This window comes from Bradyrhizobium daqingense (assembly GCF_021044685.1).
GTDB classification, from domain to species: Bacteria; Pseudomonadota; Alphaproteobacteria; order Rhizobiales; family Xanthobacteraceae; genus Bradyrhizobium; species Bradyrhizobium daqingense.
Genome location: NZ_CP088014.1, coordinates 5,551,325 through 5,575,539 on the forward strand (window position 1 = coordinate 5,551,325; position 24,215 = coordinate 5,575,539).

At 64.6% G+C, this 24,215-nt stretch carries 24 protein-coding genes and 1 tRNA gene; 9 read left to right on the forward strand and 16 right to left on the reverse strand.

Features of this window, described 5'->3' with window-relative positions; translation table 11 throughout:
* Positions 1-8: 8 nt before the first annotated feature.
* The 15 genes from nuoK to LPJ38_RS26325 all read right to left on the reverse strand — a co-directional run bounded on the left by nuoK (position 9) and on the right by LPJ38_RS26325 (position 14,415).
* Positions 9-317 (reverse strand): NADH-quinone oxidoreductase subunit NuoK, encoded by a 309-nt coding sequence (gene nuoK / locus LPJ38_RS26255; RefSeq protein WP_092028826.1) that lies wholly within the window; start codon positions 315-317, stop codon positions 9-11.
* Positions 314-952 (reverse strand): NADH-quinone oxidoreductase subunit J, encoded by a 639-nt coding sequence (locus tag LPJ38_RS26260; protein ID WP_145641272.1) that lies wholly within the window; start codon positions 950-952, stop codon positions 314-316. The genes nuoK and LPJ38_RS26260 overlap by 4 nt, the downstream gene beginning before the upstream one ends.
* Before the next feature lie 9 nt (positions 953-961).
* Positions 962-1,456, reverse strand: a complete 495-nt coding sequence (nuoI, locus tag LPJ38_RS26265; protein ID WP_191093171.1) for an NADH-quinone oxidoreductase subunit NuoI — start codon at positions 1,454-1,456, stop codon at positions 962-964.
* An 8-nt stretch (positions 1,457-1,464) separates the two neighbouring features.
* Complete coding sequence (gene nuoH / locus LPJ38_RS26270; RefSeq protein WP_145641275.1) at positions 1,465-2,532, reverse strand: NADH-quinone oxidoreductase subunit NuoH; 1,068 nt, start codon at positions 2,530-2,532, stop codon at positions 1,465-1,467.
* A gap of 10 nt (positions 2,533-2,542) precedes the next feature.
* Positions 2,543-4,618 carry an NADH-quinone oxidoreductase subunit NuoG gene (gene nuoG / locus LPJ38_RS26275; protein ID WP_145641277.1) on the reverse strand — a complete coding sequence of 692 codons (2,076 nt, stop codon included), beginning with the start codon at positions 4,616-4,618 and terminating at the stop codon, positions 2,543-2,545.
* Positions 4,619-4,623: 5 nt separating this feature from the next.
* Positions 4,624-5,949: an NADH-quinone oxidoreductase subunit NuoF gene (gene nuoF / locus LPJ38_RS26280; protein ID WP_131868153.1), complete on the reverse strand. Its 1,326-nt coding sequence runs from the start codon at positions 5,947-5,949 to the stop codon at positions 4,624-4,626.
* Positions 5,950-5,964: 15 nt separating this feature from the next.
* Entirely contained in the window at positions 5,965-6,165 is a 201-nt protein-coding gene (locus tag LPJ38_RS26285) for a hypothetical protein (protein WP_008547768.1), read from the reverse strand.
* Positions 6,165-6,776 carry an NADH-quinone oxidoreductase subunit NuoE gene (gene nuoE / locus LPJ38_RS26290; protein ID WP_145641279.1) on the reverse strand — a complete coding sequence of 204 codons (612 nt, stop codon included), beginning with the start codon at positions 6,774-6,776 and terminating at the stop codon, positions 6,165-6,167. Before nuoE ends, LPJ38_RS26285 begins: the two co-directional genes overlap by 1 nt.
* A 12-nt stretch (positions 6,777-6,788) precedes the next feature.
* Positions 6,789-7,751, reverse strand: coding sequence for an FkbM family methyltransferase (locus LPJ38_RS26295; protein ID WP_167520727.1), 963 nt, complete (start codon positions 7,749-7,751; stop codon positions 6,789-6,791).
* On the reverse strand, positions 7,751-8,947 hold the full coding sequence (locus LPJ38_RS26300) for an NADH-quinone oxidoreductase subunit D (protein ID WP_008547791.1): 1,197 nt from the start codon (positions 8,945-8,947) through the stop codon (positions 7,751-7,753). The genes LPJ38_RS26295 and LPJ38_RS26300 overlap by 1 nt, the downstream gene beginning before the upstream one ends.
* A gap of 2 nt (positions 8,948-8,949) precedes the next feature.
* Positions 8,950-9,564, reverse strand: coding sequence for an NADH-quinone oxidoreductase subunit C (locus LPJ38_RS26305; protein WP_145641283.1), 615 nt, complete (start codon positions 9,562-9,564; stop codon positions 8,950-8,952).
* An 11-nt stretch (positions 9,565-9,575) separates the two neighbouring features.
* Positions 9,576-10,163 (reverse strand): NuoB/complex I 20 kDa subunit family protein, encoded by a 588-nt coding sequence (locus tag LPJ38_RS26310; RefSeq protein ID WP_061847881.1) that lies wholly within the window; start codon positions 10,161-10,163, stop codon positions 9,576-9,578.
* Positions 10,154-10,519: an NADH-quinone oxidoreductase subunit A gene (locus LPJ38_RS26315; protein WP_008547797.1), complete on the reverse strand. Its 366-nt coding sequence runs from the start codon at positions 10,517-10,519 to the stop codon at positions 10,154-10,156. The genes LPJ38_RS26310 and LPJ38_RS26315 overlap by 10 nt, the downstream gene beginning before the upstream one ends.
* A gap of 478 nt (positions 10,520-10,997) precedes the next feature.
* Entirely contained in the window at positions 10,998-12,134 is a 1,137-nt protein-coding gene (locus LPJ38_RS26320; protein ID WP_145641287.1) for a PepSY-associated TM helix domain-containing protein, read from the reverse strand.
* Between the two features lie 22 nt (positions 12,135-12,156).
* The gene (locus tag LPJ38_RS26325) at positions 12,157-14,415 is read right to left on the reverse strand and encodes a TonB-dependent siderophore receptor (RefSeq protein WP_167520731.1); all 2,259 of its coding nucleotides are present in this window, start codon (positions 14,413-14,415) and stop codon (positions 12,157-12,159) included.
* Between the two features lie 306 nt (positions 14,416-14,721).
* Here LPJ38_RS26325 and LPJ38_RS26330 point away from each other — a divergent pair, with 306 nt between their 5' ends.
* From LPJ38_RS26330 to pepT, 4 genes are all read left to right on the forward strand, one after another.
* Positions 14,722-14,925, forward strand: coding sequence for a hypothetical protein (locus tag LPJ38_RS26330; protein WP_008547811.1), 204 nt, complete (start codon positions 14,722-14,724; stop codon positions 14,923-14,925).
* A gap of 160 nt (positions 14,926-15,085) precedes the next feature.
* Positions 15,086-15,162, forward strand: a tRNA-Asp gene (locus tag LPJ38_RS26335).
* A gap of 201 nt (positions 15,163-15,363) precedes the next feature.
* Positions 15,364-15,693 carry an HU family DNA-binding protein gene (locus tag LPJ38_RS26340; RefSeq protein WP_145641289.1) on the forward strand — a complete coding sequence of 110 codons (330 nt, stop codon included), beginning with the start codon at positions 15,364-15,366 and terminating at the stop codon, positions 15,691-15,693.
* Between the two features lie 80 nt (positions 15,694-15,773).
* Positions 15,774-17,024 (forward strand): peptidase T, encoded by a 1,251-nt coding sequence (gene pepT, locus LPJ38_RS26345; protein ID WP_145641291.1) that lies wholly within the window; start codon positions 15,774-15,776, stop codon positions 17,022-17,024.
* A 54-nt stretch (positions 17,025-17,078) separates the two neighbouring features.
* On the opposite strand, the gene LPJ38_RS26350 is transcribed toward pepT, so the two are convergent.
* The gene (locus LPJ38_RS26350; protein ID WP_145641293.1) at positions 17,079-17,969 is read right to left on the reverse strand and encodes a hypothetical protein; all 891 of its coding nucleotides are present in this window, start codon (positions 17,967-17,969) and stop codon (positions 17,079-17,081) included.
* A gap of 355 nt (positions 17,970-18,324) precedes the next feature.
* On the opposite strand from LPJ38_RS26350, the gene LPJ38_RS26355 reads away from it, so the two are divergent.
* The 5 genes from LPJ38_RS26355 (at position 18,325) to LPJ38_RS26375 (ending at position 24,199) form a co-directional block, all read left to right on the forward strand.
* On the forward strand, positions 18,325-18,534 hold the full coding sequence (locus tag LPJ38_RS26355) for a hypothetical protein (protein WP_145641295.1): 210 nt from the start codon (positions 18,325-18,327) through the stop codon (positions 18,532-18,534).
* A 131-nt stretch (positions 18,535-18,665) separates the two neighbouring features.
* A complete protein-coding gene (locus LPJ38_RS26360; protein ID WP_145641297.1) occupies positions 18,666-19,040 on the forward strand; it encodes a hypothetical protein in 375 nt (124 codons plus the stop codon).
* 133 nt (positions 19,041-19,173) lie between these two features.
* Positions 19,174-19,572 carry a FixH family protein gene (locus LPJ38_RS26365; RefSeq protein ID WP_145641299.1) on the forward strand — a complete coding sequence of 133 codons (399 nt, stop codon included), beginning with the start codon at positions 19,174-19,176 and terminating at the stop codon, positions 19,570-19,572.
* The gene (locus LPJ38_RS26370) at positions 19,569-21,011 is read left to right on the forward strand and encodes an efflux RND transporter periplasmic adaptor subunit (protein ID WP_145641301.1); all 1,443 of its coding nucleotides are present in this window, start codon (positions 19,569-19,571) and stop codon (positions 21,009-21,011) included. The genes LPJ38_RS26365 and LPJ38_RS26370 overlap by 4 nt, the downstream gene beginning before the upstream one ends.
* Positions 21,008-24,199, forward strand: coding sequence for an efflux RND transporter permease subunit (locus LPJ38_RS26375; protein ID WP_231088406.1), 3,192 nt, complete (start codon positions 21,008-21,010; stop codon positions 24,197-24,199). Before LPJ38_RS26370 ends, LPJ38_RS26375 begins: the two co-directional genes overlap by 4 nt.
* The last annotated feature ends 16 nt before the right edge of the window (positions 24,200-24,215 follow it).

Consider the following 24,215-nt stretch of genomic DNA (forward strand, 5'->3'; position numbering starts at 1 on the left):
TTGAGAGCTCAGCCCTTCATCAGATTGACGTCCTCAACCGCGATCGAGCCGCGGTTGCGGAAATAGACCACCAGGATGGCGAGACCGATCGCGGCTTCGGCGGCCGCGACGGTGAGCACCAGCAGCGCGAACACCTGGCCGACGATGTCGCCGAGGAAGGTCGAGAACGCGACGAGGTTGATGTTGACCGAGAGCAGGATCAGCTCGATCGACATCAGGATGACGATGATGTTCTTGCGGTTCAGGAAGATGCCGAGGATGCCGAGCGTGAACAGGATCGCGCCGACCGCCAGATAGTGTCCGAGCCCGACCGTCATTTCACCCACTCCGCAGCATCCGCGTCCGAGAGCCCCTGTCCCGGCGCCACCTTGCGCATCGCCATCGCCATTTCCGGCGTGCGCGCGTTCTGAACGTTGATGTCCTGCCGCTTCACGCTCGCCTTGTGGCGCAGCGTCAGCACGATGGCGCCGATCATGGCGACCAGCAGCACCATGCCCGAGAGCTGGAAGTAGTGGATGTACTTCGTATAGAGCACGAGGCCGAGCGCCTCGGTGTTGGAAACATTGGCCGGGATCGGCGCCGTGATCGTCTTGGAGACGCCGGGATTGATGACCCAGAAGCCGACGGTGAGCAGCAGCTCGAACAGGAAGATGCCGCCGATCACGAGGCCGACCGGGAGATACTCGATGAAGCCCTCGCGCAGCTCGAGGAAGTCGACATCGAGCATCATGATCACGAACAGGAACAGCACCGCGACGGCGCCGACATAGACGACGATCAGCATCATGCCGAGGAATTCGGCCCCCATCAGCACGAACAGGCCGGAGGCGTTGACGAAGGCCAGGATCAGGTACAGCACTGAGTGCACGGGATTGCGCGAGACAATCACCATCACCGCCGAGGCGACGCAGACGCCGGCGAAGAGATAAAAGAAGAGCGCGGGAAGGATCATGCCCTCACCTCACCGGTACGGCGCGTCGAGCTCGATCGCTTTCGCGATCTCGCGTTCCCAGCGATCGCCGTTGGCGAGCAGCTTGGCCTTGTCATAGAACAGTTCCTCGCGGGTCTCGGTCGCGAACTCGAAGTTCGGACCTTCGACGATGGCGTCGACCGGGCAGGCCTCCTGGCAGAGGCCGCAATAGATGCACTTCACCATGTCGATGTCGTAGCGCACGGTGCGGCGGGTGCCGTCGTTGCGGCGCGGGCCGGCTTCGATGGTGATGGCCTGCGCCGGGCAGACCGCTTCGCAGAGCTTGCAGGCGATGCAGCGTTCCTCGCCGTTCGGATAGCGGCGCAGCGCGTGCTCGCCGCGGAAGCGCGGCGAGATCGGGCCCTTCTCGAACGGATAGTTCAGCGTCGGCTTCGGCTGGAAGAAATAGCGCATGGCGAGGAAGAACGCCGAGACGAATTCCGACAGCAGAAGCGAGCGTGCAGTGGCATTGACGTTGATACCCATGGCGGACCTCACTTCGGCGCGATGCCGGCGAATTGCAGCACGCCGGCCACCACGATCACCATCGCCAGCGACAGCGGCAGGAACACCTTCCAGCCGAGGCGCATCAATTGGTCGTAGCGGTAGCGCGGCACGATCGCCTTTGCCATCGCGAACAGGAAGAACATGAAGAACAGCTTCAGCGAGAACCAGATGATCCCCGGCACCCAGTTGAAGGGCGGCAGGTCGACCGGCGGCAGCCAGCCTCCGAGGAACAGGATCGTCGCCATCGCGCACATCGTGACGATCGCGACGTATTCGCCGAGCATGAACAGCAGATACGGCGTCGAGCCGTATTCGACCATGAAGCCGGCCACGAGCTCGGATTCCGCTTCGACGAGGTCGAAGGGCGGACGGTTGGTTTCCGCCAGCGCCGAGACGTAGAACACCACGAACATCGGGAACAGCGGCCAGACGTACCAGTTCAGGATCGTGAGCTGCGGCAGCCCGATCAGGCTGGCAAGGCCGCGCGCATGCTGGGCCTCGACCACACCCGACAGGTTCAGCGTGCCGGCACAGAGCAGTACGGTGATGATGACGAAGCCGATCGAGACTTCGTAGGACACCATCTGCGCCGCCGAGCGCAGCGCGGCGAGGAAGGGATACTTCGAGTTCGACGACCAGCCGGCCATGATGATGCCGTAGATCGATAGCGACGAGATCGCGAAGATGAAGAGGATGCCGACATTGATGTCGGCGATCACCCAGCCGAGATTGGTCGGGATCACCGCCCAGGCCGCGAGCGCCAGCACGCACGACACCAGCGGCGCCAGCAGGAACACGCCCTTGTTGGCGCCGGCCGGGATGATCGGCTCCTTCAGCACGAATTTGAGCAGGTCCGCGAAGGATTGCAGCAGGCCCCAGGGACCGACCACGTTCGGGCCGCGGCGGATCTGCACCGCCGCCCAGATCTTGCGGTCGGCGAGCAGGATGTAGGCGATCGCGACCAGGAGGACGACGAGCACCAGGACGCTCTGCGCGACCATGATGATCAGCGGCCAGAGGAACCCGGTCCAGAATGCGCTTTCGAAGAATGCCATCAGATCACGCTCACTCCGCTGCGGTCAGCATATGCCCGGAGGCGAGGCGCGAGCATTCCGCCATCACGGCAGAGGCACGCGCGATTGGGTTGGTCAGGTAGAAATCCTCGACCAGCGGCTTGAACGGCGCCTTCTCGGGCGAACCGCCCTTCCCCGCCAGCTTCTTGATCTGGTCGGCGGAACCGGCCTCGATCTGGTCAAGACGGATCAGATGCGGCACGGCCTTGAAGATCACCTGCCGCAAGGCGGCCAGCGAGTCGTAGCCGAGCTTCTTGCCAAGCGCTTCCGACAGCGCGCGGATGATTGCCCAGTCCTCGCGGGCTTCGCCGGGCGGGAATGCGGCGCGCCCGGTCATCTGCACGCGGCCCTCGGTGTTGACGTAGATCGCGGACTTCTCGGTATAGGCCGCCGCCGGCAGGATCACGTCGGCGCGGTGCGCGCCGCGGTCGCCATGGGTGCCGATATAGACGACGAAGGTGCCATCCGGCGCCTTGATCTCGTCGGCGCCGAGCAGGAACAGCAAGTCCAGCGTGCCGAACGTCGTCATCTGCGCCGCGTTCAAGCCGCCCGCGGTGGCGGCAAAGCCGATGTCGAGCGCGCCGACGCGCGAGGCGCTCTCATGCAGCACGCCAAAGCCGTTCCAGCCGTCCTTGACCGCGCCGACATCGAGCGCGAGCTTGGCGCTGGCGGCGAGGATGGCGGCCCCGTCGTGGCGGGCGGCCGCGCCCGCGCCGACCAGGATGATCGGGTTCTTGGCGTTCTTCAGCGCGTCCATGAAGGAGTGCTTGCCGGCCGCGAGTTCGCCGAGCGTGTCGGTGCCTGCGCCGAGATGATCGTAATCGTAGGTCAGATCCGGCTTGGGACCGATGACGCCGACCTTGAAGCCGCCGGCACGCCAGCGCTTGCGGATGCGGGCGTTGAACACGGCCGCCTCCTTCCGCGGATTGGCACCGATGATGAGCAGCGCATCCGCCTGCTCCACGCCTGCGAGCGTCGGATTGAAGATGTAGGAGCCGCGGCCGAGCGCGGGATCGAAGGCGTCGCCGCCCTGCACTGCCAGATTGGCAGAGCCGTACTTGGCAAGCAGGTCCTTCAGCGCGAACATCTCCTCGACGCCGGCGAGATCGCCCGCGATCGCGCCGATGCGCTTGCCGTCGGTGCGCGCCGCCTTCGCGGCGATCGCGGCAAAGGCCTCGGGCCAGCTCGCCGCGCGCAGCTTGCCGGCTTCGCGGATGTAGGGCCGGTCGAGACGCTGGGTGCGCAGGCCGTCGACGACGTGGCGGGTCTTGTCGGAGATCCACTCCTCGTTCACGGCCTCGTTGATGCGCGGCAGAATACGCATCACCTCGCGGCCGCGGGTGTCGACGCGGATCGCAGATCCGACACCGTCCATGACGTCGATCGACTGGGTCTTGCCGAGCTCCCACGGGCGCGCCGCGAACGCATAGGGCTTCGAGGTCAGCGCGCCGACCGGGCAGATGTCGACGAGGTTGCCCTGCAATTCCGACGTCAGCGCGTGCTCGAGATAGGTCGTGATCTCCATGTCCTCGCCGCGGCCGGTGGCGCCCATCTCGGGCGCGCCGGCGACTTCCGCCGAGAAGCGGACGCAGCGCGTGCACTGGATGCAGCGGTTCATCGAGGTCTTGACCAGGGCGCCGAGATATTTGTCCTCGACGGCGCGCTTGTTCTCGGCGAAGCGGCTGGTGTCGACACCATAGCCCATCGCCTGGTCCTGCAGGTCGCACTCGCCGCCCTGGTCGCAGATCGGGCAGTCCAGCGGATGGTTGATGAGCAGGAACTCCATCACGCCTTCGCGTGCCTTCTTCACCATCGGCGAACGCGTGGAGATCTCCGGCGGCTCGCCCTTGGGGCCCGGACGGCAGTCCCGCACGCCCCAGGCGCAGCTCGCGACCGGCTTCGGCCCGCCCTTCACCTCGACGAGGCACATCCGGCAATTGCCGGCGATCGACAGCCGCTCGTGATAGCAGAAGCGCGGAATCTCGGCGCCGGCCGCCTCGCACGCCTGCAGCAGCGTGTATTCGGCGGGGACATCGATCTCTTTGCCGTCGATGATGAGCTTGGTCATTCTTCCTACTCCGCCGCGACCATGTTCACGGGATCGCGGACGCCGATATCGTCGATGTCGGCCTTATGCGAATACTGGTCGATGCGCGCTTCGATCTCGTGACGGAAATGCGTGATCAGGCCCTGGATTGGCCAGGCCGCCGCGTCGCCGAGCGCGCAGATGGTGTGGCCTTCGACCTGCTTCGTCACCTCGAGCAGCATGTCGATCTCGCGCTTGTGGGCGCGGCCTTCGGCCATGCGGGTCAGCACGCGCCACATCCAGCCCGTGCCCTCGCGGCACGGCGTGCACTGGCCGCAGCTCTCATGCTTGTAAAAATAGGAGATGCGGGCAATCGCACGGATCAGGTCGGTCGACTTGTCCATCACGATCACGGCGGCGGTGCCGAGACCCGAGCGCAGCTTGCTCAAGCTGTCGAAATCCATGGGCGTGTCGATGATCTGCTCGGCCGGCACCATGCGCACCGACGAGCCGCCGGGGATCACGGCCTTGAGGTTGTCCCAGCCGCCGCGGATGCCGCCGCAATGCTTTTCGATCAACTCGCGGAACGGGATGCCCATGGCCTCTTCGACGTTGCAGGGCCGCTCGACATGGCCGGAGATGCAGAAGAGCTTGGTGCCGACATTGTTGGGACGGCCGATTCCCGCGAACCAGGCCGCGCCACGGCGCAGGATGTCCGGCGCGACCGCGATGGACTCGACGTTGTTGACCGTGGTCGGGCAGCCGAACAGGCCGACATTGGCCGGGAACGGCGGCTTCAGCCGCGGCTGGCCCTTCTTGCCTTCGAGGCTTTCGAGCAGCGCGGTCTCCTCGCCGCAGATATAGGCACCGGCGCCGTGGGCGACGTAGATGTCGAACGGCCAGCCGTTGACATTATCCTTGCCGACCAGCTTGGCGTCATAGGCCTGGTCGATCGCGGCCTGGAGATGCTCGCGCTCGCGGATGAACTCGCCGCGGACGTAGATGTAGCAGGTGTGCGCGTTCATCGCGCAACTCGCGATCAGGCAGCCCTCGATCAGGAGATGCGGATCGTGCCGCATGATCTCGCGATCCTTGCAGGTGCCGGGCTCGGACTCGTCGGCGTTGACGACGAGGTAGCTCGGCCGGCCGTCGGTCGATTCCTTCGGCATGAACGACCATTTCAGGCCGGTCGGGAAGCCGGCGCCGCCGCGGCCGCGCAGGCCCGACGCCTTCATCTCGTTGATGATCCAGTCGCGGCCCTTGTCGATGATGTTCTTGGTGCCGTCCCAGGCGCCGCGGCGCCGCGCGCCCTCGAGCCCCCAATCGTGGAGGCCGTAGAGGTTCTTGAAGATGCGGTCCTTGTCCTCGAGCATATCAGTGCTTTCCGATCAACGAATGGACTGCTTGTAGGCAAGTCCGGCGGCGCAGACGGCGAAGAACAGCGCCCAGAGCAGGCTGGTCTCCTGCGACGCGTTCATGAAGAAGCGCTGCAGCAGGAACATGAAGGCAGCCGCGATCGCGGCATGCATGGCGACGAAGCCCCATCTCTTCACGGCCGTGCTCCCTCCGATTGCGATGAGATCACGCATCAGGTGATCTCCTTGAGCGTGGTCGGTCCGGTGATCGGCGCCGAGAACTGGCGGCCGTTCTGCGGGCCCGGCTTGGGCGGATTGCCCGAAGCGAAACCGTCGAGCACCTTGCCGAAGCTTTCCTTGGTCAGGTCCTCGTAGGTGTCCTTGCCGATCAGCACCATCGGCGCGTTCACGCAGGCGCCCAGGCATTCGACCTCCTCCCAGCTGAAATTGCCGTCCTTGGAGAGGTGGAAAGGCTCGTGATGGATGCGGTGCTCGCAGACGTGGATCAGGTCCTCGGCGCCGCGCAGCCGGCACGGCGTGGTGCCGCAGACCTGGACGTGCGCCTTCTTGCCGACGGGAGCGAGTTGGAACATCGTGTAGAAAGTCGCAACTTCGAGCACGCGGATATAGGGCATGTCGAGCAAGTCGGCGATAACGCGGATCGCAGCTTCCGAGACCCAGCCATCGTGCTGTTCCTGCGCGCGCCAGAGGATGGCGATGACGGCCGAGGCCTGCCGTCCGGCCGGATATTTCGCGATCTGCTGCCGTGCAAAAGCGAGGTTCTCCTCCGTGAACGCAAAGCTCGCGGGCTGGACTTCCTTCGGTGCTAGTCGGCGAACGGACATCTCTTCAATCTCTCACTGCATGCGGCGCGCGGTTTTCGCATTCAGGGCTTCGATCCTGTCCTGCCAGAATGCGCTTGCGGTACCGAAGACGTTGTAGCCGACATGGGTCGAGACCTTGATGCGGTCGAGGATCGACAGCTCGGTCACGGTCTCCATCCGGTTGCTGCGCGGATCGAACACGATCAGCTTCAGCGGGGTCTGTTCGAGGATGTAGCGCGACACCGCATGCGAACGGTCGCTGCCGTGCTCCTCGCACATGATGACGCTGTCGGCCTGGAGCAGCCGGGCCCCGCCCTTGATCGCCTCGATCTCGACGCCTTCGACGTCGAGCTTGATCAGGTACTTGCCGCTGGCGGCGATCGTGCCGTCGTCGATCAGATTGTCGAGCGCGATGACAGGCACTTCCTCGCCGCCCCTCGATGGATCGCCGGCGATGCTGAAGGCCTCGTGCTTGGTGCCCGAGAGCCGCGCGGTGCCGCGGGCGGCGCCGATCGCACACTTCATGGTCTCGAAGCGACCAGCGTTGACGCGGGCATTGTTGGCGAGCTTCGGATAGTTCTGACCCGACGGCTCGATCGCGATCGCCTTGTGCGCGCCGAACGGCCTGCTGGAGACCAGCACCGACCAGTAGCCGTAATTCGCGCCGCAATCGAGCAGCGTGTAGTCGACGTCGACGGAGTCCGCGAACAGCACTTCCAGCTCGTCTTCATAATTGTACGAGCGGTTGAGCAGCTTGCTCCAATAGCCGTCGCCATAGGGGAATTCGAACACGGCGTCCGGATTGAGCCTGATCGCGATGTTGCGCTCGGGCAGCGTCTTGCGCAGCAGGTTGGCGCAGGCGATGTAGCCCATATGCGAGAAGCGCGAGGAGATCTTCGATCCCGTCACCAGCGCCAAGGCAGCCGTCCGCTCCCACAGGTTGGCCCCTTCAAGGGCCCCCGAGGCGCGGTCAAACTGGATTGGCGCCTGCGCCATCACCGATCGACCTCTCCGAACACGATGTCGAGCGAGCCAAGGATCGCCGAGACGTCGGCGAGCAAATGGCCGCGGCAGATGTGATCCATGGCCTGGAGATGTGCGAAGCCCGGCGCGCGGATCTTGCACTTGTAGGGCTTGTTGGTGCCGTCAGAAACGAGATAGACGCCGAACTCACCCTTGGGCGCCTCGACCGCGGCATAGACCTCACCGGCCGGCACGTGAACGCCTTCAGTGTAGAGCTTGAAGTGATGGATCAGCGCCTCCATCGAGCGCTTCATCTCGCCGCGGCGCGGCGGCGCGACCTTGTTGTCCTCGACGACGACGGGGCCCTTCCCGTCCGGCGCGTTCAGCTTCTGGATGCACTGCTTCATGATGCGCACGGACTGGCGCATCTCTTCCATGCGGATCAGATAGCGGTCGTAGCAGTCGCCGTTCTTGCCGATCGGAATGTCGAAATCCATCTCGGCGTAGCATTCATAGGGTTGCGACTTGCGCAGGTCCCAGGCCGCGCCCGAGCCGCGCACCATCACGCCCGAGAAGCCCCACTCCCACGCTTCCTTGAGCGGCACCACGCCGATGTCGACGTTGCGCTGCTTGAAGATGCGGTTGGCGGTGAGCAGCCGGTCGAGGTCGTCGACCACTTTAAGGAACGGATCGCACCAGGCTTCGATGTCGTCGACCAGCTTCTGCGGCAGGTCCTGATGCACGCCGCCGACGCGGAAGTAGGCCGCATGCATACGGCTGCCCGAGGCGCGCTCGTAGAACACCATTAGCTTCTCGCGCTCTTCGAAGCCCCACAGCGGCGGGGTCAGCGCGCCGACGTCCATCGCCTGCGTGGTGACGTTGAGCAGATGCGACAGGATGCGGCCGATCTCGCAATAGAGCACGCGGATCAGCTGGCCGCGGCGCGGCACCTCGATGCCGAGCAGCTTCTCGGCGGCGAGGCAGAACGCATGCTCCTGGTTCATCGGCGCGACGTAGTCGAGCCGGTCGAAATAAGGGATCGCCTGGAGATAGGTCTTCTGCTCGATCAGCTTTTCGGTGCCGCGGTGAAGCAGGCCGATATGCGGATCGACGCGCGCGACGACTTCGCCGTCAAGCTCCAGCACGAGGCGCAACACGCCGTGCGCGGCGGGATGCTGCGGACCGAAATTGATGGTGAAATTGCGAAGCTGTTCAGGTTGCTCGTTCATGATCAGGCCTTCGGTCCCGCTTTCTCATCTCCCGGAAGGACCGGATAGTCCGCCCCCTCCCATGGCGAGAGAAAATCGAACTTGCGGAATTCCTGGTTGAGCCGGACGGGCTCGTACACCACCCGCTTCTCCTGGTCGTCGTAGCGGACCTCGACGAAACCGGTCAGCGGGAAATCCTTGCGCAGCGGATGGCCCTCGAAACCGTAATCGGTGAGGATGCGGCGCATGTCGGGATGACCGACGAAGAACACGCCATAGAGATCGTAGGCCTCGCGCTCGAACCAGTCCGCGCCCGGGAAGACGTCGATGAGCGACGGCACCTGCGTGGTCTCGTCAGCCTGCGCCCTCAGCCGAATCCGCGTGTTCAGCGTCGGGGACAGGAAATGATAGATCACGTCGAAACGCTTCTCGCGATCGGGATAGTCCACCGCCGTGATGTCGGTGAAATTGACGAAGCGGCATTTCGGATCGTCGCGCAGGTACTTCACCACCTCGACGATCCTGGCGGCCTCGACGTCCACCGTGAGCTGATTGAAGGCCACCGAATGACCGGTGGCCGCGCCCGGCAGCGCGCTAACGATCGTCTGCCCCAGGGCGTCGAGCTTGGCGTCGTCCATGACGTAAAACCTTAGCGTTCGATGGTGCCGGTGCGGCGGATCTTCTTCTGCAGCAGCAAAACGCCGTAGAGCAGCGCTTCCGCCGTTGGCGGGCAGCCCGGCACATAGATGTCGATCGGCACGATGCGGTCGCAGCCACGCACGACCGAGTAGGAATAGTGATAGTAGCCGCCGCCGTTGGCGCAGGAGCCCATCGAGATGACGTAGCGCGGCTCGGGCATCTGGTCGTAGACCTTGCGCAGAGCCGGGGCCATCTTGTTGGTCAGCGTGCCCGCGACGATCATCACGTCGGACTGGCGCGGCGAGGCGCGCGGCGCGAAGCCGAAACGCTCGACGTCGTAGCGCGGCATCGACACCTGCATCATCTCGACCGCGCAACAGGCAAGACCGAAGGTCATCCACATCAGGGAGCCGGTGCGCGCCCAGGTGATGAGATCGTCGGTGGCGGCCACGAAGAAGCCCTTGTCGGACAGCTCGGAATTGACCTCGAGGAAGAACGGATCATTGGCGCCAACCGGCCTGCCGGTCGACGGATCCAGAATGCCCTTGGGGGCCGGCGCGACGACCGGACCGGTGGACGATGCAGGGTTCAATCCCATTCGAGTGCTCCCTTCTTCCATTCATAGGCGAACCCGACCGTCAGCACGGCGAGGAACACCACCATGGACCAGAAGCCGGTCGCGCCAAGCTTGCCGAACGCCACCGCCCAGGGAAACAGGAACGCCACCTCGAGGTCGAAGATGATGAAGAGGATGGCGACGAGGTAGAAGCGGACGTCGAACTTCATGCGGGCGTCGTCGAAGGCGTTGAAACCGCACTCGTACGCCGACAGCTTTTCCGGGTCCGGCTGCTGGAACGCCACGATGAAGGGCGCGATCAGCAGCACGAGGCCGATGAGGGCAGCTACCCCTATAAAGACGACGAGTGGGAGATAGTTCTGCAGAATACCGCTCATTGACGAGCCCTTTTTCCCGCAGCCTCGGGACAGCCACGGATTCGTCCGGTTTGGAATTATTCTGAGCCTTAGCGCAGTGCACCAATGGGCGCAAGACACGCTCGTTTTAGGCCCTTTGCGGCCTCCAGAATGGTGGAAACCCCGGAATCACCCCGCGCGATGGTATGGAGCAGATCACCTCCCCCAACAAGGGCGGCCGCGGTTTTGCAGGGCAGCGATCTGAGATTGCTGCCCGCGCACCGCGCGGGCTATGGGCCCCGCGTTGGCCTCGAAAATGGCCCGATTTTTTCGGTGCGGCAGCGCACCCAAGCCCAGGCCACAACCAGCACCGGCGCCCCGACCGTCACCCAGGCGACATACTGGCCGACCACGCCCCAGAGCAGCGCAGCCAGAAGCCCGACGATGGTCGCGGCCGCGAGCAGGATAGGTGCGCCAAAGACACGTATCCACAGCTGCGAACGATCCGACGAGCCATGCATCACGACGGGACCGGGGCTCGTCTGGCGAATGCGTCGAGCCGCGCCGACGTGCGTTTCCGCCGCCGCGCCAGCCAGAGATAGAGGCCGCTGCCGATCACGATGATCGTCAGCAGGTCGAGCACGGCCCAGATCACCTTGAGCGGTATGCCGCCGTAGTCACCGAAATGCAGCGGCTGCGAGATCAACAGGGCTTGAAGATAGAGCGGCAGCGCCCTGCTGTCTGCAACTTCTCCGGTCTCGCCGTCGAGCAGGACGGGCTTGAGCAGCCGCGCCGTCAGTGCCGTGTCGCCGCGCATGAAGGCGGCAAAATGATGCGAGGACGTGAACGGCGTGCCGGGAAACGCGATGAAGGCGACGTCCATGCCGGGGGCGGCCCCCTTCGCCCGCGCGACGACATCGTCGAGTGAGGCCAGATGCACGGGCGGCGGCTTGCCGGCATAGGGTGCGACCATACTGGCGAGCTCCGTCGCCTTCCACTGGTTCAGCATCAGTTCGGCCCAGGTGTTGACGACGCCCGTCAGCCCGACCACCAGCGCCCAGGCCACCGTCACCACCCCGATCAGATTGTGCCAGTCGAGCCAGCGCACGCGGCGGGAGGCATGATCGCGGATGGTGGCAAAGCGCAGGCGGCGGGTGAACGGCCAGTACAGCACCACGCCCGAGACGATGGCGACGGCGAAGAGCAGACCCATCGCGCCCAGAAACAATTTTCCGGCTTGGCCGGCGAACATGTCGGTGTGCAACTTGAGCACGATCAGCATCGGCCCGACGCCGACCGGCCCGAGCAGCTTGGCCGAGACGGCGTCGAAGGCCCGCACCGTCGCATTGTCGGGAAGCCCGTCGGGCGCGTTGTTGGTGAAGGCCATCACGATCCCGGGCTCGTCCTTGTCCCAGGAGATATATTGCATGACCCGGCCGGGATCGGCGGCGAGCGCGGCGTCAGCGACGGCCTGCGGCGTCGCGCGCGCCGCGCTCGCATGAGCTTCGGGCTGGGGGGCATAGCCCAGGAGCTCATCGATCTCGTGGTGGAAGACAAGCGGCAGGCCCGTCAGGCAGAGCAGCAACAGGAACACGGTCGAGATCAGGCTGGTCCAGGTGTGGACCACGGACCAGAGCCTGACCGTGCGCGCCTTCACGACCGCCTGCCCTCGCCTGCGCTCACCATTTGTAGGAGACGCTGGCGGTCACGCGCCGGCGATCGCCGTAGAAGCAGGATGAGGCCGACGCGCAGCTCGCGACATACATCTTGTCGGTCACGTTGATGACGTTGAGCGCCGTGCGCCAATTCTGCCATTCGTAGTGGACCGCCAAATCGCCGAGTACGACCGCAGGAACTTCGAGTGTGTTCGCGGCGTCAGCCCAGGAGGAGCCGACGTAGCGTACGCCGCCACCGAAACCAAATCCTTCGAGCGGCCCATCCCTGAAGGTGTAGTCGGCCCAGCCCGAGACCAGGAGCTCCGGCGTGTTGGTCGGCGTCTTGCCGACCAATGTCGGATCGAGATCCTTGCTGGTAAAGAGATGGTAGGCCGTGAAGGCACCGATGAACTTCAGCTCCTTCGTGGCATTGGCCACGGCTTCGAGCTCGATGCCGCGCGAGGTCACCTCGCCGGTCTGATTCTGCAGGAGCGGCGTGCTGCCCGGCACCGTCGTCGGAACGTTCTGACGGACCAGATCGAACGCCGAGACCGTGAAATAACCGTCGAAACCTCCTGGCGCGACCTTCACGCCGATCTCGGCCTGCTTGCCGGTCTCCGGCAGGAACAGCTGGTTCTGGGCGTTGAGACCGATGATCGGATTGTAGCTCGTCGAATAGGAGACGTAGGGCGCGATGCCATTGTCGAAATTGTAGATCAGCCCGGCGCGGCCGCTGAACCGGCTGTCGTCGCGGCTGCCGACCAACGCGCCGGTGTCGCGCGCTTCCTGCGTCGTCTCCACCCAGTCGTTGCGGCCGCTCAGCACCAGGGTGAAGTTGCCGAGCTTCATCTGATCCTGGAGGTAGGTGCCGGCCTGCTTCTGCGTGATCAGGAAGTTACGGAATGGCGCCCCCGCAAGCGGAATGTTGATACCGTAAGCGGGATTGAAGACGTTGATCGAGGGAACGGTGCCGAAGTTGAAGGCCTGATAGTCGTCGATCTGGTAGCCCCTCAGATCGACCCCGAACAGCATCGTGTGCCGGACCGGACCGGTATTGAAGCGATACTCGAGCTGGTTGTCGAGATTGGCCTGGTTTGCGGTATTCTTCGCATACCAATTGTAGCGGGCCATCGTGGCGGTATTGATGTTGTCCCAGCCGTTGCCGACATAGCCGCGATAGCTGATGTCGACATGCGCAAAGCGGGCGTTCTGACGGAACGTCAGGTCGTCAGTAAGATTGCGCGAAAACTGATAGCCGAGCATCTCCTGCTCGCGGGTAAACTTGTCCACCGCGGGATCTCCGACGAAGAAGCTGGTCGGAATCTTCCCGAACGGCGCGTTGGTCACCGTGCCCTGGTAAGGCAGGAAGTTGATGCCGCGCGTGTCCTGCTTCGAGGCCGAGGCCAGCACCGTGAAGCTCGTGTCGGCGTCCGGCTGCCAGGTGAATGACGGCGCGATGAAGTAGTTGTTGTCGGGCGTGAAGTTGACCTGCGTGCCGCCGTTCTGAACCTGGCCGACGACGCGGGCGAACAGCTTGCCGTTCTCGGGGCTCGTCGCGATCGGTCCACCCATGTCGAAGCTGACATAGGCGTTGCCGAAATTATTGACGCCGGTCTCGACGTAACGGATCGGCTCGGCCGGCGGCATCTTGCTGATGACGTTGACGATGCCGCTCGGGCTCGATCCGCCGTAGAGCACAGCCGAGGGACCGCGCAGCACCTCGACGCGCTCCATATTGGGCGTCTGCAGCTTCCAGCTCGCATAGGACGTGTAGAACAGCTGCATGCCATCGAGGAACAGCCCGATGTCCTCGGACTTGAAGCCGCGGATCAGCCACCAATCGTTGCGGGTGTCCGTGCCGAACGTTCCGGCCCGCACGCCGGCGGTAGATCGCAGGACCTCGTCGAGCTTGTTCGCCTTCTGGTCGCGGATCTGCTCGCCGCCGATCACCGAGACCGACTGCGGCGTCTGCATGATCGGCGTGTTGGTCTTGGTGCCCGACGAGCTGCGGCCGGCGACGTAGCCGTTCACCGGACCGAGCGGCGTCTCCACGAAGCCGACCTCGCGCTGCGGCTGCGGCCTGTTCCTGTTGGCGGTCTGCACCGAAGACGGCCGCGGCGCACGGCGCTGAGGGGTCGCGGCCGCGCGGCGGCGCGCATCCGGCGCCGTGACCGTCACCGACGGAATGTTCTGCGCGCCACTCTGCGGCGATGATTGTGCGAGCGATGCCTGCGGCATCAAAACCCAAGCGGACGCGGTCGCCAATACGGCCGACCGCAGCATTCCAAGACTGTTCAACGCGCCACCCCAAAGCTGCATGTTTTGATGCGTCATGCCTTCGGTCCCACGGCGGCATGCGCTTCCGATGACGCTTATGTGAGGGCGCGCGAATTCCCTAATTGAATGCTTCTTAGAACGGGTCTTAGAAATACTCCAAGATTTGCCGCGACCGGCCCCGCCTCCTCCGCGCACGAAACCCGCCAAGCGGGGAGATGAAACCATTTTGCGGAACCCGCGAAACCATCCGGAAACAGAGAGTCCCTACAAGAAGAGCCCATAGACGACGGCAAAGCCCGTCGGGAGGCTCAGATGAACCACTCAATTCACTCTGCTGATCGTGCGACCCACCTGAAGATCGTGGTGGTGGCGCTGATTGCCGGCATTGCCGTGGCCGGCTTCGGGATCGCAGCTCGGACCAACGCCGACTACAGCCAGACCGCCCAGTCCACCCAGGTCATCAAGGCCGGCAAGCCGGTGGCGGTGACGAGCGCGGGCACGTCCCAGATTCGCTGACACGCCCTTTCCAGGGCTAACCAGAGGCCGCCCCCGGTCGGCCTTTTTCGTTTTCCAGAGCAATGCTTAGCCGAGATGCAGCGGCAAAGCGCAACGTCCTTGACTTCACCCAGCCCCACCTTTAAGTCCCCCCTCGTTCCGCGCGCGTTCAGCGAACCACGCGGGAGTAGCTCAGTTGGTTAGAGCGCCGGCCTGTCACGCCGGAGGTCGCGGGTTCGAGCCCCGTCTCTCGCGCCATTTTGGCAATCCCTTCATAGCCTTAGCCCGAACTTCCCGACGCCTGTCGCAATCCAGGCCAAGGACTGCCGGCGTCCGGCGGGAACTCGCGGCATAGTCAGCCCGCGTCCGAATCGTCTACGCCTTCCAGGGCTTAGAGGGATTCCCACGCGTTTCCGACCTTCCCGGGCTTCCCTGTCATTGGAATCGAGGAGGCCAGAGATGGCTAAGAAGGATTTGGCTAAGAAGGATTCGGCGAAAAAGGCAGCCGCGCCCGCCACCGTCACGCTCAAGCACCTCGCCGCCGACATCGCGGAGAGCCAGGACCTGTCGAAGAAGCGCGCCGAGGCCGTCCTGACCGACATGGTCGAGCTGATCACCAAGCACCTCAAGAGGGGTGACCGCGTCCGCATCGTCGGCCTCGGCATCCTCCAGGTCCGCAAGCGCGCGGCCCGGACCGGCCGCAATCCCTCCACCGGCGAGGCCATCCACATCAAGGCCAGCAAGAAGGTCGCGTTCCGCCCGGTCAAGGAACTGAAAGAGGCGATCTAGAGCCACACCGTTGCGGCCGCATCACGGCCCGCTTTTCTGCTATACCGCCTCTTCCCCAAAGACCGGCGGTTTGACCAGAAATGTCCTCCCTCACCTTCTCGCACACCGTGACCGAGCGCTTCCTGCGCTACGTCACCATCGACACCCAGTCCGATCCGGATTCCCCCAATTCGCCTTCCACCGAGAAGCAGAAGGATCTCGGACGCGTGCTCGCTGCCGAGCTGAAGACCATGGGCGTTGCGGACGCCCATCTCGACGATTACGGCTATGTCTATGGCACCATCCCGGCCAACACCGACAAGAAGGTGCCGGTGATCTGCTTCTGCTCGCATATGGACACCTCGCCCGACGTCACCGGCAAGGACGTCAAGCCGCAAGTTCTGAAGAACTATCGTGGCGGCGACATCACCCTGCCCGGCGACACCAGCCAGGTGATCCGCTTCAATGAGCACCCTGCGCTGAAGAACCAGATCGGCAACGACATCATCACCAGCGACGGCACCACGCTGCTGGGCGCCGACAACAAGGCCGGCGTCGCCGAGATCATGGATGCCGCGCATTTCTTCATCAACAACCCCGATGTGAAGCACGGCACCATCAAGATCCTGTTCACGCCGGATGAGGAGATCGGCCGCGGCGTCGACAATGTCGACCTGAACAAGCTGGGCGCCGACTTCGGCTACACCATGGACGGCGAAAGCGCCGGCTGCGTCGAGGACGAGACCTTCTCGGCCGACGGGGCCACCATCACCATCACCGGCGTCAGCGCCCATCCGGGCTACGCCAAGGGCAAGATGGAGCACGCAATCAAGATCGCCGCCGCCATCGTCGAGCGCCTGCCGAAGGAAGGCTGCTCGCCCGAGACGACCTCGGGCAAGCAGGGTTTTCTGCATCCTGTCGGCATCGAGGGCGCGCTGGAGCAGGCGACGCTGTCCTTCATCGTGCGCGACTTCACCGAGGAAGGCTTGAAGGAGAAGGAGGTCCTGCTCGAGAGCATCGTCAAGGACGTGATGAAGGACTATCCGCGCTCGACCTACACGTTCGAGGTGCGCGAGCAGTATCGCAACATGAAGCAGGTGATCGACCGTCACCCGCACGTCCTCGAATACGCCATCGAGGCGATCCGACGCGCCGGCCTGCGCCCGATGCGCACCGCGATCCGGGGCGGCACCGATGGATCGCGCCTGTCCTTCATGGGCCTGCCCTGCCCCAACATCTTCGCCGGTGAGCACGCGTTTCATTCCCGGCTCGAATGGGTCAGCCGGCAGGACATGGAGAAGGCGGTCCAGACCATCGTGCACCTCGCCATGATCTGGGAAGAGAAGGCGTAAAGCGCGCGCCCGAACTCCATTGGCCGGGCCTGTGCCCGGCCAATCGCTGATGATCTACGGCACCGGCATTGCGCGCGGATTGCGGTGGAAGCGGTTCGAGCTTGCCATCCAGTTCGGCAACGGCTCGCCATCGCGGTGGCGTCCGCCGGCGACGGCGGTGGCCCAGGCCACTGCGGCGCCGATCAGGGTCGCGGCTGCGACCGAGAAGGCCACGATGATCGAGTTGCGCCGTGCGCGATTGATGGCCGTCTTCGCGTCCGCGATCAGCGCATCGACGCGCTTTTCGGCGTCGGGGGCCGCCAGGCCCGTGACCGCGGCGACCTGCTGCACGAGGTAGGTCCGGTCATCGGCGGCAACGCCGCTGTGGCTGGATGACGTCATCAGGATACGCCCCGCTTCGGCGCGCGCTTCCCTCAGGTCAACGTTGGGCGCGCGTCGCGGCGCGCGGAACAGCTTGTCGAGCTCATAGCTCAGGAGCGGCTCGGCCGTGGAGGTACTGCTCGCCGAGCTGCGCATCGGTGAGCGGTCGAGCGCAGCAGCTCCAAGCAGCGCCAGCAGCGCTGCGCCGGCGAGCACGGCCAGCGCCCAGGCGATCAGGCCATGCAGCCCGTCGCGCCGCTCGCCATCGTCCTCGATCGTTGCAAGCGCCGGTGCCGGCCGGGTTGTCCGGCCCGCGACGTAGCCGCCGAAGCCGAAACTGATGATCGCCTGGATGATCAGATAGAGCCCGGAGAGCAGCGCCAGCGCTGCCGATGCATCGCGCCAGGTCGGCGAGGCCGAACTGACGCCGAGACCGACCGCGACGCCAAAGCCGATCAGGATGAACGACATGGCGCTTGCCGCAAGTGCGCCTGCGAACACCGAGCTCCACTGGATGCTGCGAGGGACTTCGCCCTCCAGGCCTCCCTCCATGACTTCTTCCCGCATCAGAGTTTCGACCGTCATCGCCGCTCTCTCACCGCAGGCCGAAGAACGACAGGATCGCCATGATGACGACGATCAAGCCGATCAGATAAATCAGTCCGTCCATAGTCCGTCCTCCTCAGTTCTTCTGCTCGCTAATCGCGAGGTATGAGGAACGTTCCAAATTGGACATATCTCCGGGAACGAACCGGCGGGATGCGCATTGTCTGCTCAAGTCCCAAGGATGAAGATTGTGAGCACAAAGGGCCTCAGCCGGTCAGTTCCCGGCTGGGGCCCTTCCGTTTGCGCGTCTCCTGCTTGTCCTATGTTAACGACGTCGCAGGCGAGATCATCAAAGATGCAACCGGGGCGGAACCTTCCGGATCGGGAGCGCCGCGTGGATCGCAGAACAGCCTGCCTGCATCAGGCAGATGCATTCCGGGAAAAGGCCCTCGCCGATCCCGAACACCACGACGAATGGATCGACGAAGCCATCAAATGGCTCGAGCGCGCGATGGAGGCGAGCTGCCGTGCCGTCGTCACGATCGAGTCCGAAGACACTGGCACCATCGCCCGGCCGGCAACCGATCGGCAGGCGTTGCGGTAACGGAGCGCTTCTCGACGTTGGTTAATGCCGGGTGGCCTGGGCGCCGTTCCAGGATATGAACGAGCAAACCAATGGCCAAGTCGTGATGTGCTGCGATTTGCAGGTTCCGCCGCACCATGCGACAATGGCGTATGCTCCAGACTCGGTTCGCCAAGACTTTGGTGATGCTGCTCGTTGCGGTCGGGCTCGTGCTCGCACCGCTGGCGACGCCGACATCGGCTATGGCAGTACCGGGCGCCGGAAGCAGCATGGCCGCTATGTCCGACGACGGCCAGGCCATGTCGGACGACATGCCCTGCTGCCCGGACGAGACCAAGAGCAAATCCTGCGACACCTGTCCGTTCGTCGCGCTGTGCATGCTGAGCCTGTCGTTCTCCGCTCCCTCCGCAGCGAGCTCGATCATCGAGCGGCAGCACCAGACTCGCGCGCTTGCGCCGGGTGATGACCGCCTGCGCGACGGCCTCGGGGCCAAGCCTCCCGACCATCCTCCTCGAACCCGGGCCTGATCGGCGCTGACGCGCCGGATGATCGTGCGCGCCGAGATCGGCGTGCGCGCCCCGTTGCCTGCCGCTGAATTGCACCCGGCTTGCCGCATGCAGCTCCGCTGGCTCCATCAGATCCATCGAGGAACGATAAATCATGACGACCACCAAGCTTGCGCGCGCCGCCCTGGCTGCGCTGATCGGTGCTGCGCTCACCGGTGCCGCCCATGCCGACATCAAGACCTACGAATTCCAGCTGGCCCAGCCGACGGTCAAGACCGGCGCCGATCGCGTCGTGACCGTTCGGCTGGTCGACAAGAGCAGCGGCAGGGCGATACCCGACGCCGTGATCTTCGCGATCAGGCTCGACATGGCCCCTGACGGCATGCAGGAAATGGCCACCAAGGTGACGGCCATGCCGGGTACCGAACCCGGGACCTACCGCTTCAAGGCCAATTTCAGCATGGCGGGGCGCTGGCAGCTCTCGCTCGGCGCCAAGGTGCAAGGCGAAACCGGCACGGTCGAAAACAAGCTCGTCGTCACGGCAGAGAAATGATCCGCCTCGTCACCATTGGCACGGCCGCCGCGGTCTTCGCGGTGGCAGGTGTCGCCCTGGTTGCTGGCCGCATCATGCAGCCGCAGCCAGATCGGGGCTTGCTGACCTCTGCCGCGTACGCTGCGGACGCAGGCGCACCGATCTATTTCCGGGATCCGGACGGCAAGCCGTTCTACTCGCTCACGCCCAAAAAGACCGTCGATGGCCGCGACTATCGCCCCGTGCGGGCGAGCGAGGAGATCAGCTTCGACAATCCCGACGAAGCGCCCGAGATCATGACGACCGACGCCAAGAGCGATCGCAAGATCAAGTTCTACCGCAACCCGATGGGCCTGCCGGACACCTCACCGGTGCCGAAGAAGGACTCGATGGGAATGGATTACATTCCCGTCTACGACGACGAGGACGCTGACGACGGTTCGATCAAGCTCTCGCCTGGCAAGATCCAGCGCAGCGGCGTCAAATCCGAGCCGGTCGAACTGCGCCGGATCAGAACGCTGGTGCGCGCGCCCGGCACGATCCAGCTCGATGAACGCCGCATATCGGTGGTCGCGATGCGCGCCGAGAGCTTCGTGCAGAAAGTCGCCGACGTCACCACCGGCAGCCGCGTCGCCAAGGGCCAGCCGCTGATGGAGATCTACAGCGCCGCGGTCTCGTCCGCGGCGGCCGAATATGTCGCGACGATCACCTCGAGGACGACGGCAGGCATCGAGCCCTATGGCCGCGGCTCCCGGCAGCGCCTCGTCAATCTCGACGTTCCCGAACCGGTCATCACGGAGATGGAACAGAACCGTTCGGTGCCTATCACCATCCCGTGGTCGTCACCGCGCGACGGCATCGTGCTCCAGCGCAACGCCGTCGAGGGCATGCGCGCCCAGCCCGGCGACGTGCTGTTCCGCATCGCCGACATCTCGCAGGTCTGGGCGACGGTGGACGTGGCCGAGCGCGACCTCGGCAATATCGCCGTCGGCCAGTCCGTGAGGTTTCGGGCCCGCAGCTATCCCGGCCGGGACTTCACGGGTGTGATCGGGGTGATCTATCCGCAGCTCAACAAGGAGACACGCACGGCGCGCGTACGCATTGAGCTGGCCAATGCCGACCTCGCATTGCTTCCCGACATGTATGTCGACGTCGAGATCGACACGGGCACGGCAGCGCCGGTGCTCAGCGTCGCTGAGAGCGCGCTGCTTGACACCGGCAGCCGGCAGGCCGTGCTGGTCGACAAAGGCCAGGGCCGTTTCGAGCCGCGCGAGGTCAAGCCCGGGCGGCGCGGCGACGGCTATGTCGAGATCCGCGACGGTCTTGCGGAAGGCGATGCCGTCGTGACGTCCGCCAACTTCCTGATCGACGCCGAGAGCAATCTGAAGGCCGCGCTGAAGGGTTTCGCCGAGCCCGGGACGATGCAGGACGGCGGCAAGGCAATGGGAGCCAGGCCATGATCGCGCGCGTCATCGCATGGTCGGCACGCAACCTGCTGCTGGTGCTGTTCGGCACCGGCTTTGCCGCCGCCGCCGGCCTCTATGCCCTCCTGCATCTGCCGCTGGACGCCATCCCCGATCTCTCCGACACCCAGGTCATCGTCTACACCGAATATCAGGGACAGGCGCCGCAGGTGATCGAGGACCAGATCACCTATCCCCTGACGACCGCCATGCTGACGGTGCCGAAATCGAAGGTGGTGCGCGGCTTCTCTTTCTTCGGCGTCTCCTTCGTCTACGTCATCTTCGAGGACGGCACCGACATCTACTGGGCGCGCTCGCGCGTGCTCGAATTCCTCAACGGCGCGACGTCGCGACTGCCGGCCGGCGTGACGCCGACGATCGGACCCGACGCCACCGGCGTCGGCTGGGTCTACCAATACGCCGTGATGTCGAAGGAGCTGAACCTTGCGGAGACCCGGACGATCCAGGACTGGAACCTGAAATTCGCCCTGGCCAAGGCCGAAGGCGTTGCAGAGATTGCCAGCGTCGGCGGCTTCGTCAAGCAGTACAACGTGATCCTCGATCCGCAGCGCATGCGCGACCTCGGCATCACCATGCAGAAAATGCGCGAGGCGATCCGGGCCAGCAATGCCGATGTCGGCGGCCGTACCGTCGAGCTGTCCGAATTCGAATATGTCATCCGCGGCAGGGGTTATCTGAGAAACGTCGACGATCTCGGCAACATCGTGCTGAAGACCGACAACGGCACGTCCGTGAAGCTGCGCGACGTCGCCCGCGTCGAGCTCGGCCCCGACGAGCGGCGCGGCATCGCCGAACTCAACGGCGAGGGCGAGGTCGCAAGCGGCATCGTGCTCCAGCGCTTCGGCATGAACGCGCTCGACGTGATCGAGAACGTCAAGAAACGCTTTGCGGAGATCGCGACCAGCCTGCCGAAATCGGTCGAGATCGTTCCGGTCTACGACCGCTCGAGCCTGATCTACGCCGCGATCGCCACGCTGAGGCATACGCTGGTCGAGGAGAGCATCGTCGTCGCCCTCGTCTGTATCGTGTTCCTGCTGCATGTCCGCAGCGCGCTGGTCGCGATCCTGATGCTGCCCGTCGGCGTGCTGATGGCCTTCGGCGCCATGAAGCTGCTCGGGATCGGCTCCAACATCATGAGCCTCGGCGGCATCGCGATCGCGATCGGCGCCATGATCGACGCTGCGATCGTCATGATTGAGAACGCCCACAAGCATCTCGAACGCGCCGAGCCGGGCCGGTCGCGTGTCGCGATTCTGATCGAAGCCGCTAGCGAAGTCGGCCCTGCCCTGTTCTTCAGCCTCCTGATCATCACCGTCTCGTTCATGCCGATCTTCACGTTGGAATCGCAGGAAGGCCGCCTGTTCAGCCCACTCGCCTTCACCAAGACCTTTGCGATGGCGGCAGCGGCGCTGCTGTCGGTGACCCTGGTGCCGGCCCTGATGGTGATCTTCGTGCGCGGCCGGATCATTCCCGAGCACAAGAATCCCATCAACCGCTTCCTGATCTGGATCTATCGCCCGGTGATCTCAGGCGTGCTGCGCGCCAAAATCCCCGTGATCCTGCTCGCGTTCGGCGTGCTCGCCGCCTCGGTCTGGCCGGCGCGGCAGCTTGGCACCGAGTTCATGCCTGACCTCGACGAAGGCACCCTGCTCTACATGCCGACGACGCTGCCCGGTATCTCCGTGACCAAGGCCGCCGAGCTGATGCAAACGCAGGACCGCATCATCCGTTCATTTCCCGAGGTCTCCTCGGTCTATGGCAAGGCCGGCCGCGCTGCCACAGCGACCGACCCTGCGCCGTCGGAGATGTTCGAGACCATCATCAATCTCAAGCCGAAGCCAGAGTGGCGCCCGGGCGTGACCGTCGACAGCCTCATCGCAGAGATGGACAAGGCGCTGCAGTTTCCCGGCGTCTCCAACGCCTGGACCATGCCGATCAAGGCGCGCATCGACATGCTCTCGACCGGCATCCGGACTCCTGTCGGCGTCAAGGTGATCGGCACTGATCTTACCGGCATCGACAGGCTGGCAAAGCAGGTCGAGCAGGTGCTCAAGGCGGTTCCCGGCACCTCCTCCGCCTATGCCGAGCGCGGGCTCGGCGGCTACTATCTCGAGATCACGCCGAACCGCGAGGCGCTGTCGCGCTACGGCATCATGGTCCAGGACGTGCAGGACACGATCGCGACCGCGCTCGGCGGCCAGCCCGTGACCACGACGGTGGAGGGACGCCAGCGCTTCACGATCAACATGCGCTACCCGCGCGACCTGCGCGACAATCCGACGGCGATCAGCAGCGACATCCTGGTGCCGATGCCATCAGGCGGCGCCGTTCCTCTCGGCGAGGTCGCAAGCGTGACACCGGCGCGCGGGCCGACCTCGATCCGAACCGAGAACGGCCAGCTCGCCACGTACATCTATGTCGACATCCGCGACCGCGATCTCGGCGGCTACGTCACCGAGGCCCAGCGCGCGGTGCAGGCCAGCATCCAGTTTCCGCCCGGCTATTATCTGGTCTGGAGCGGACAGTACGAGTATCTCGAACGCGCCACCGCGCGGCTCAAGATCGTGGTGCCGGTGACGCTGCTGATCATCTTCCTGCTGCTCTATCTCAACTTCCGTTCGGTCACCGAGACGCTGATCGTCATGCTCTCGCTGCCCTTCGCTCTCGTCGGCGGTCTCTGGCTGATGTGGTGGCTCGGGTTCAACCTGTCGGTCGCGGTCACCGTCGGCTTCATCGCACTGGCGGGCGTGGCGGCCGAGACCGGCGTCGTGATGCTGATCTATCTCAACCACGCGTTCGCCGAGACCCAGGCGCGATGCGCGAGGGCAGGCCGCCCGATGACGCGCGCGGATCTCTACGCCGCCATCATGGAGGGCGCCGTCGAGCGCGTTCGCCCGAAGATGATGACGGTGGTTGCGATCATGGCCGGCCTGTTGCCGATCATGTGGAGCAGCGGCGCCGGCTCGGAAATCATGCAGCGCATCGCGGTGCCCATGATCGGCGGCATGATCTCCTCGACCGTGCTGACGCTGATCGTGATCCCCGCGATCTTCGGGATCGTGAAAGGGATTGGGCTACCGTCGTCGTCCGGCGCGAACGCCGGGTGCCCGCTCCACGTCGAAAGCCCCGCGCAATGCCGCGATGCACTGGAGAGCGCCCAATGAGCGACCGACGCACAAT